General features: G+C 74.1%; 7 protein-coding genes. 3 read left to right on the top strand and 4 right to left on the bottom strand.

What is annotated here, in order from left to right:
• Positions 1 to 146: 146 nt before the first annotated feature.
• From ONA70_RS16275 to ONA70_RS16265, 3 genes are all read left to right on the top strand, one after another.
• Positions 147 to 659: a glycine cleavage system protein R gene (locus ONA70_RS16275; protein ID WP_265007281.1), complete on the top strand. Its 513-nt coding sequence runs from the start codon at positions 147 to 149 to the stop codon at positions 657 to 659.
• Complete coding sequence (locus ONA70_RS16270) at positions 656 to 1,216, top strand: peptide deformylase (RefSeq protein ID WP_265007280.1); 561 nt, start codon at positions 656 to 658, stop codon at positions 1,214 to 1,216. The genes ONA70_RS16275 and ONA70_RS16270 overlap by 4 nt, the downstream gene beginning before the upstream one ends.
• Positions 1,217 to 1,345: 129 nt before the next feature.
• Positions 1,346 to 2,074, top strand: coding sequence for a hypothetical protein (locus ONA70_RS16265; RefSeq protein WP_265007279.1), 729 nt, complete (start codon positions 1,346 to 1,348; stop codon positions 2,072 to 2,074).
• A 33-nt stretch (positions 2,075 to 2,107) separates the two neighbouring features.
• On the opposite strand, the gene disA is transcribed toward ONA70_RS16265, so the two are convergent.
• The 4 genes from disA to ONA70_RS16245 all read right to left on the bottom strand — a co-directional run bounded on the left by disA (position 2,108) and on the right by ONA70_RS16245 (position 6,725).
• Entirely contained in the window at positions 2,108 to 3,292 is a 1,185-nt protein-coding gene (gene disA / locus ONA70_RS16260; RefSeq protein ID WP_265007278.1) for a DNA integrity scanning diadenylate cyclase DisA, read from the bottom strand.
• A gap of 133 nt (positions 3,293 to 3,425) precedes the next feature.
• The gene (gene radA / locus ONA70_RS16255) at positions 3,426 to 4,880 is read right to left on the bottom strand and encodes a DNA repair protein RadA (RefSeq protein ID WP_265007277.1); all 1,455 of its coding nucleotides are present in this window, start codon (positions 4,878 to 4,880) and stop codon (positions 3,426 to 3,428) included.
• A gap of 105 nt (positions 4,881 to 4,985) precedes the next feature.
• On the bottom strand, positions 4,986 to 5,744 hold the full coding sequence (locus tag ONA70_RS16250) for a hypothetical protein (protein WP_265007276.1): 759 nt from the start codon (positions 5,742 to 5,744) through the stop codon (positions 4,986 to 4,988).
• Positions 5,745 to 5,885: 141 nt separating this feature from the next.
• Positions 5,886 to 6,725 (bottom strand): UbiA family prenyltransferase, encoded by an 840-nt coding sequence (locus ONA70_RS16245; protein ID WP_265007275.1) that lies wholly within the window; start codon positions 6,723 to 6,725, stop codon positions 5,886 to 5,888.
• Between the last annotated feature and the right edge of the window lie 42 nt (positions 6,726 to 6,767).

Here is a 6,767-nt window from a genome sequence, read left to right as displayed (position 1 = left end):
TTCCGCTCGTACCAGCGGCTGACCAGGGTGGCGAACGTGGGCTCAGTCATCGCGTTGCCGATGATGTCACGGGCGGCTTTCCCGCAGGATGGGCGGGCCCGGCGGGCCCACGCGGCCGACCACGGTTGAGACGGCAGAATGTCCGGATGAACGAGCTCGCGATCACCGTCATCGGCCGGGACCGGCCGGGCATCGTGGCCGACGTCGCCGAGGCCCTCGCGCGGCTCGGCGCGAACCTCACCGACTCCACGATGACCCGGTTGCGGGGGCACTTCGCGATGACCCTGATCTGCGTCGGCCCGGCCGCCGCGGACGTCGAGGCCGCGCTGGCCCCGCTCGCCGCCGACGGCCAGCTGCTGGCCACCGTACGCGCGGTCACCCCCGACGGGGCGATCGAGCCGGCCGGCGAGCCGTACGTGATGGCGGTGCACGGCGCGGACCGGATGGGCATCGTGGCGGCGATGACCCGGGCGCTGGCCGACGCGGGCGGCAACGTCACCGATCTGAGCACCCGGCTGACCGGGTCGCTCTACGTGGTGGTCGCGGAGGTGGAGTTGCCGCCGGGCAGCTCCGACGAGGTGGCCGGCCGGCTCGCCCGTACCGCTGCCGAGCTGGGCGTGGGCGTCAGCCTCCGGCTCGCGGACACGGATCTGCTGTGACGGCGGAGTACGCGGGCCTGGGCGGGTGGGTCCCCGAGGCGCTGGCCCTGCCCGGCGAGGTACGCCCCGTGGTGTCCGCCCCCGACCCGGTGCTCAGCCGCCCCGGACCGGAGGTGGATCCGAAGTCGGACGAGGTGGTCCGCCTCGCGGCGGACCTGGTCGCCACCATGCGGGTCTCGCCGGGCTGTGTCGGCCTGGCGGCGCCGCAGGTCGGAGTGAGCGCCCAGGTCTTCGCGGTGGACGTGACCGGCCACCCGAAGGCGGTGACCGTGCACGGCGCCTTCGTGCTCTGCAACGCCAAGGTGGTGGAGGCGACCCGCTGGAAGGCCGGGCGGGAGGGCTGCATGTCGGTGCCCGACCTGACCGGTGACGTGAAGCGGGCCAGCCGCCTGGTGGTCGAAGGGATGCTGCCGGGCACCGGGGCCCCGGTCCGGCTGGTCACCGACGGGTTCGAGGCGCGGGCGCTCCAGCACGAGATCGACCACTGCGCCGGCCTGCTCTTCCTCGACCGAGTGGCCGGGGCACACGCCGTCTACCAGCGCAAGGTCTATCTCTGACCGGGCGTGGTCGGCTGTGCCGCGCGGTGGCCCGTACCCTCCACAGTGGAGCAGAGGGGTGAGTGCCAGGCGAGCCACCGGCGCGTCGCACCCCCGACCGGCGCGGTACGCGGCTACGGTGAACGCATCATGCGTCTGACGGTCGGCCCCCTGCCTCCCGCCGTGTACTGGCGGCGTCGCGCCGTCGTACTCGGAGCCGGGCTGCTCTTCCTGATTGTCCTGCTCTACTCGTGCTCCCGCCCGGACCCGAACATGACCGGCACCGGAGCCTCGCCGTCCGCCACGGCGGCGCCGGGTCCGACCGGTACGGTGCTGACCCCGCAGTCCAGCAGCCCGTCCGCCACGCCGGACGACTCCGGCGGGAATTCCGGCGGCTCGGACGGCGGCCAGAGCGCGCCGGCGGGCGGCGGCAGCGGGACGGACGACACCGGCGGCGCGCCGGCCGCGCCGGTGGCCGGCGACGGCACCTGCACCGACTCGGAGATCAAGGTGACCCCGGTGGCGGTGCCGTCCACCGCGCAGCGGGGCACCGTGGTCACCCTCCGCCTCAAGATCCAGAACGTGTCGAACCGTACCTGCAGCCGGGACGTCGGAGCCGACCTCCAGGAACTCTTCGTGAAGTCCGGGGCGGAGAAGATCTGGTCCTCGGACACCTGCGGCACCGGCAAGGGCTCGGACGTGCAGTCGTTCACGCCGGACTTCGAGCGCTCCTACGAGCTGGGCTGGAACGGCCGGGCGAGCACGAAGTGCGCCAACGGCCTCGCCAACGGCGCATACGCCGCGGCCGGCACGTACCAGGTGTTCGCCCGGGTGGGCACCAAGCTCAGCGAGCCGGTGAAGCTCACCATCACCAACTGACCGCGACCGGATCGGCCGGCACGCCGGGACGGGTCAGACGTAGCGCTCCAGGATGGACGCCTCGGCGAGCCGGGACAGCCCCTCGCGGACACCCCGGGCCCGGGCGTCACCGACTCCCTCGACCGCCTGGAGATCCTCCACGGTCGCGCCGAGCAGCCGCTGGAGGCTGCCGAAGTGCACCACCAGCCGGTCCACCACGGCCGTGGGGAGCCGGGGCACCTTGGCCAGCAGGCGGAAGCCGCGCGGGCTGACCGCCGCGTCCAGGGCGTCGGAGGCGGACGGGTAGCCGATGGCCTTGGCCACCGCGACCAGGTCGATCAGCTCGGTGGCGCTGAGCAGGTCCAGCTCGACCAGCGCCTCGTCGAGGGTGCGCGACTTCCGGCCGACGGGGAGGTAGTCCCGGATGACCAGGGTGCGATCGGCGTCCACGCCGGCCATCAGCTCGTCGAGCTGGAGGGCGAGCAGGCGGCCGTCCGTGCCCAGCTCCACCACGTACCCGGCGATCTCGTCGGCGATTCGGCGGACCATCTCCAGCCGCTGCACCACCGAGACCGCGTCGCGGACGGTGACCAGATCCTCGATCTCCAAGGCGGAGAGGGTGCCGGAGACCTCGTCCAGCCGGAGCTTGTACCGCTCCAGCGTGGCCAGGGCCTGGTTGGCTCGGGACAGGATCGCCGCCGAGTCGTCCAGCACGTGCCGCTGGCCGTTGACGTAGAGGCTGATGATCCGCATCGACTGGCTCACCGAGATGACCGGGTAGCCGGTCTGCCGGGCCACCCGCTCGGCGGTGCGGTGCCGGGTGCCGGACTCCTCGGTGGGGATGGACGGGTCCGGCATCAGGTGCACGCCGGCCTGCACGATCCGGGTGCCGTCGCTGGAGAGCACCACGGCGCCGTCCATCTTGCACAGCTCGCGGACCCGGGTGGCGGAGAACTCCACATCCATCGGGAAGCCGCCGGTGCAGATCGAGTCGACCACCTTGTCGTAGCCGAGGACGATCAGCGCGCCGGTGCGGCCGCGCAGGATGCGCTCGAGACCGTCGCGCAGCGCGGTGCCCGGCGCCATCAGCGCGAGGTTGGCCCGCAGCGGGTCGCCGCCGGCCCCGCCGACACCTCCGGTGACGCTCACGCTGATCGGACGGGCGGGGGAGCCCACGGCGCCGGTGCGGGCATGCGGCGTCGCCGCGGCGGGCTTGGTGGCATCGCGGTCGATCGGCACGGGCACAGTCTACGGACTGCCGTGCGGTGGGTGCTCTCGTGGTTACTGTGATGTGTCACGATGTCCGGCTCCGCCGGTCCTCGACCCCGCGCGTCGACTGTCCGAAACCGTCCCGCCGGCCCTTCACCGTCGATCACTCCGCGGAGGCCCGGGCGGCGGCCTGGAGGGCCCCGCGCACGTCGGTGACCTCGATCACCCGCATGTTCTCCGGCGCCACTCCGCTGCTGCCCGGGCCGCAGCCCGGTGGCACCAGGGCCAGCCGGAAGCCGAGCCGGGCCGCCTCGGCGAGTCGCCGGGGGACCGCGCCGATCCGGCGTACCTCGCCGGTGAGGCCGACCTCGCCGATCGCCACCAGGTGCGGGTTGAGGGCCAGGTTGAGGCCGCCGGAGGCGACCGCGAGCGCGACGGCCAGGTCGGCGGCCGGCTCCACCACCCGGATGCCGCCCACGGTGGCGGCGAAGACCTCCCGGTCGTGCAGGGTCAGCCGCTCGGTACGCCGCTGGAGCACCGCCAGCACCATGGCCAGCCGCGCCCCGTCCAGCCCGGAGACCGTCCGCCGGGGGGAACCGGCCACGGTGGCACCGATCAGCGCCTGCACCTCGGTCACCAGCGCCCGCCGCCCCTCCATGGCCACCGTCACGCAGGTGCCCGGCACCGGCTCGGAGTAGCGGGTCAGGAAGAGCCCGGACGGGTCGGCCAGGCTGCTGATGCCGCCTTCGTGCATCTCGAAGCAGCCCACCTCGTCGGCCGCGCCGAACCGGTTCTTCACGCCCCGGACCATTCGGAGAGAGGAGTGCTTGTCGCCCTCGAAGTGCAGCACCACGTCGACCAGGTGCTCCAGCACCCGCGGGCCGGCGACCTGGCCGTCCTTGGTCACGTGACCGACCAGCACGGTGGCGATACCGCGTTCCTTGGCGACCGCCACCAGCGCCGCGGTGATCGCCCGGACCTGGGTCACCCCGCCCGGCACGCCCTCGGTGCCGGTGGTGGAGATGGTCTGCACCGAGTCGAGCACCAGCAGCCCGGGCTTGACCGCGTCGAGATGGCCGAGCACGGCCGACAGGTCGCTCTCGGCGGCGAGGTAGAGCTGGTCGTGCAGGGTGCCCATCCGCTCGGCGCGCAGCCGCACCTGGCTGACCGACTCCTCGCCGCTGACCACCAGGGAAGGGCTGCCCGCGCCCGCCGCCCACTGCTGGGCCACGTCGAGCAGCAGGGTGGACTTGCCGACCCCGGGCTCGCCGGCGAGCAGCACCACCGCGCCGGGGACCAGGCCGCCGCCGAGCACCCGGTCGAGCTCACTGACCCCGGTCGGCCGGGCCCGGGCCGGTGCCGCGCTGATGGTGGCGATCGGACGGGCCGGCTCGGTGGGCATCCGCGAGCTGACCACCCGGCCGGAGACCATCGGGCCGGTCAGCGTGCACTCGACCACCGAGCCCCACTCGCCGCACTCGGGACAGCGCCCGACCCACTTGGGCGGCTGGTGGCCGCAGGCGTCGCACTCGTACGCCGGGCGCGGCTCGCGGGCGGCGCCCCGGCTCCGGCCGGTCGCGGCGGGGGTGCGGGAGGAGGTCGATCGGGAGGTGCTCACCCCCGGACGCTAACCGGGCGGTACGACGAAAGCCCACCCCGAAACGGCGACACCGCCGGCGTGGCGCTGGCCACACCGGCGGTGTCGTCGAAGCGGGTCGGTGGATCAGCTGTGGCCGTCACCCTCGTCACCGCCGTCGGCGCCCGCCTCCTCGCGGGGGTGGACCACCTGTGACGGGGCCGGAGCCGGGGTCAGCGGGACGCCGACCGGGGCCGCGGTCTTGACGACCTTGCCGTTGCCGAAGTCGAAGGTCAGGTTGACCACCTGGCCGGTGAGCAGCTTGTCGTTCAGGCCGACGAGCTGGAGGAACTGGCCGTTGGTGCTGTTCAGCTGGACGTAGCCGTTGGCCGGGATCTCGATCCGGGCCGGCCCGCCGGCGGGGGCCGACTCGCTCGGCGAGGCCGACGGGCTGGCCGAGGGCGACTCGGAGGTGCCGAGGGACTGGCTCGGCGAGGCGCTCGGGTTGCTGGCGGTCGGCGACGCGGTGGCCGGCTCGGTGGGCGAGCCGGTTGGGGCGACCGACGGGCCACCGCTCTGCGCCGTGCCGCTGAGCAGGATCTCCCTGGCGCTGTCGGTGCTGACGGTCACCGTGACCGGGGACTTGCTGTCGTTGTAGAGCAGGACGTTGATCGGCGCGTTCGCGCCGGCCTGGTAGCCCTTGCCGCCCGGGTACTGCACGTACAGGCCGCGCACCTTGTAGAGGTTGTCGGCGGTCTGGACGTTGACGCCCTGCACCGACGGGATCTTGACGGACGTCTCGGCGATCTGGCCGGCGCCACACCCGGACAGCAGCAGGCTGGTCGCCGCCGCCGTACCGGCCAGCAGCAGGGCCGCCCTCCGGGAACCCCTGATCGAGCGCGTCACGTCGGTCCTCCTCGTCACGATCCCCACCCGGCTGTACGCCGGGTCCGGGCTGGCCATACCCGCGCAGACCGCGCTCCAGCGTAGTTGGGGCTGATCGAGGGCCGCACGCCGACCCGGTAATGCCACCTTCCCGGTGATCCGTCACACCACCCGACCGCTCGCCACCAGCAGCACCACATCGATCAGCGCCACCACCATGACCGCCCGGAAGACGGCCACCGGCCGGCCCCCGCTGCGGGTCGCGGCGCGGCCCGCGTACCCGCCGACGGCGGGAACCAGGACGGCGGCCGCGACCGCCGACAGGCCCGCCCAGGACGGCGGCCCGGGCGGCCCGACGACCAGGGTGACGGTCGCGGCGAGCAGCAGCCCGGCGGCGGCGACCCGGCTGCCGGCCGGGCCGAGCCGGTGCGGCAATCCGCGCACCCCGGTTTGCGCGTCGTCGGCCAGGTCGGGCAGCACGTTGGCGAAGTGCGCCCCGGCGCCGAGGCAGGCCGCGGCGGCCACCAGCCAGACCGGCGGGGCGGGCGTGCCGGGCAGGGCCAGCACCACGAAGGCCGGCAGCGCGCCGAAGGAGACCGCGTACGGCAGCACCGAGACCGGGGTCGACTTCAGCGGCCGGTTGTAGAGCAGCGCCGAGAGCAGCCCCAGGGTGGCGCAGAGCGCCGCCGCGCCGTTCGTGGTCAGCGCGACCAGCGGGGTGGCGGCGGCGGCCGCGACGGCGGCGCGGGCGAGGGTCCGCCGGTGGACCGTGCCCGTGGCCGCCGGTTTGTCGGTACGCCCCACCGCGGCGTCCCGGTCGGCGTCGATCAGGTCGTTGCTCCAGCCGACCGCGAGTTGGCTGGCCAGCACGGTGCCCACCACGGCGACTATCCCGACCGGACCGTGCCCGACCCCGGCCGCCAGCAGCCCGGCCACCACGGTGACCGCGGCGGCCGGTTCCGGATGGCTTGCCTTGAGCAGCCCTAACACCGACGACGACATAAGGGAAGTCTGGTCGTTACCCGGGAGTCGTGCCACGCTCGG

It is taken from the genome of Micromonospora yasonensis, from assembly GCF_026013475.1.
GTDB lineage: Bacteria > Actinomycetota > Actinomycetes > Mycobacteriales > Micromonosporaceae > Micromonospora > Micromonospora yasonensis.
This window is presented reverse-complemented; position numbering and strand designations above follow the sequence as displayed.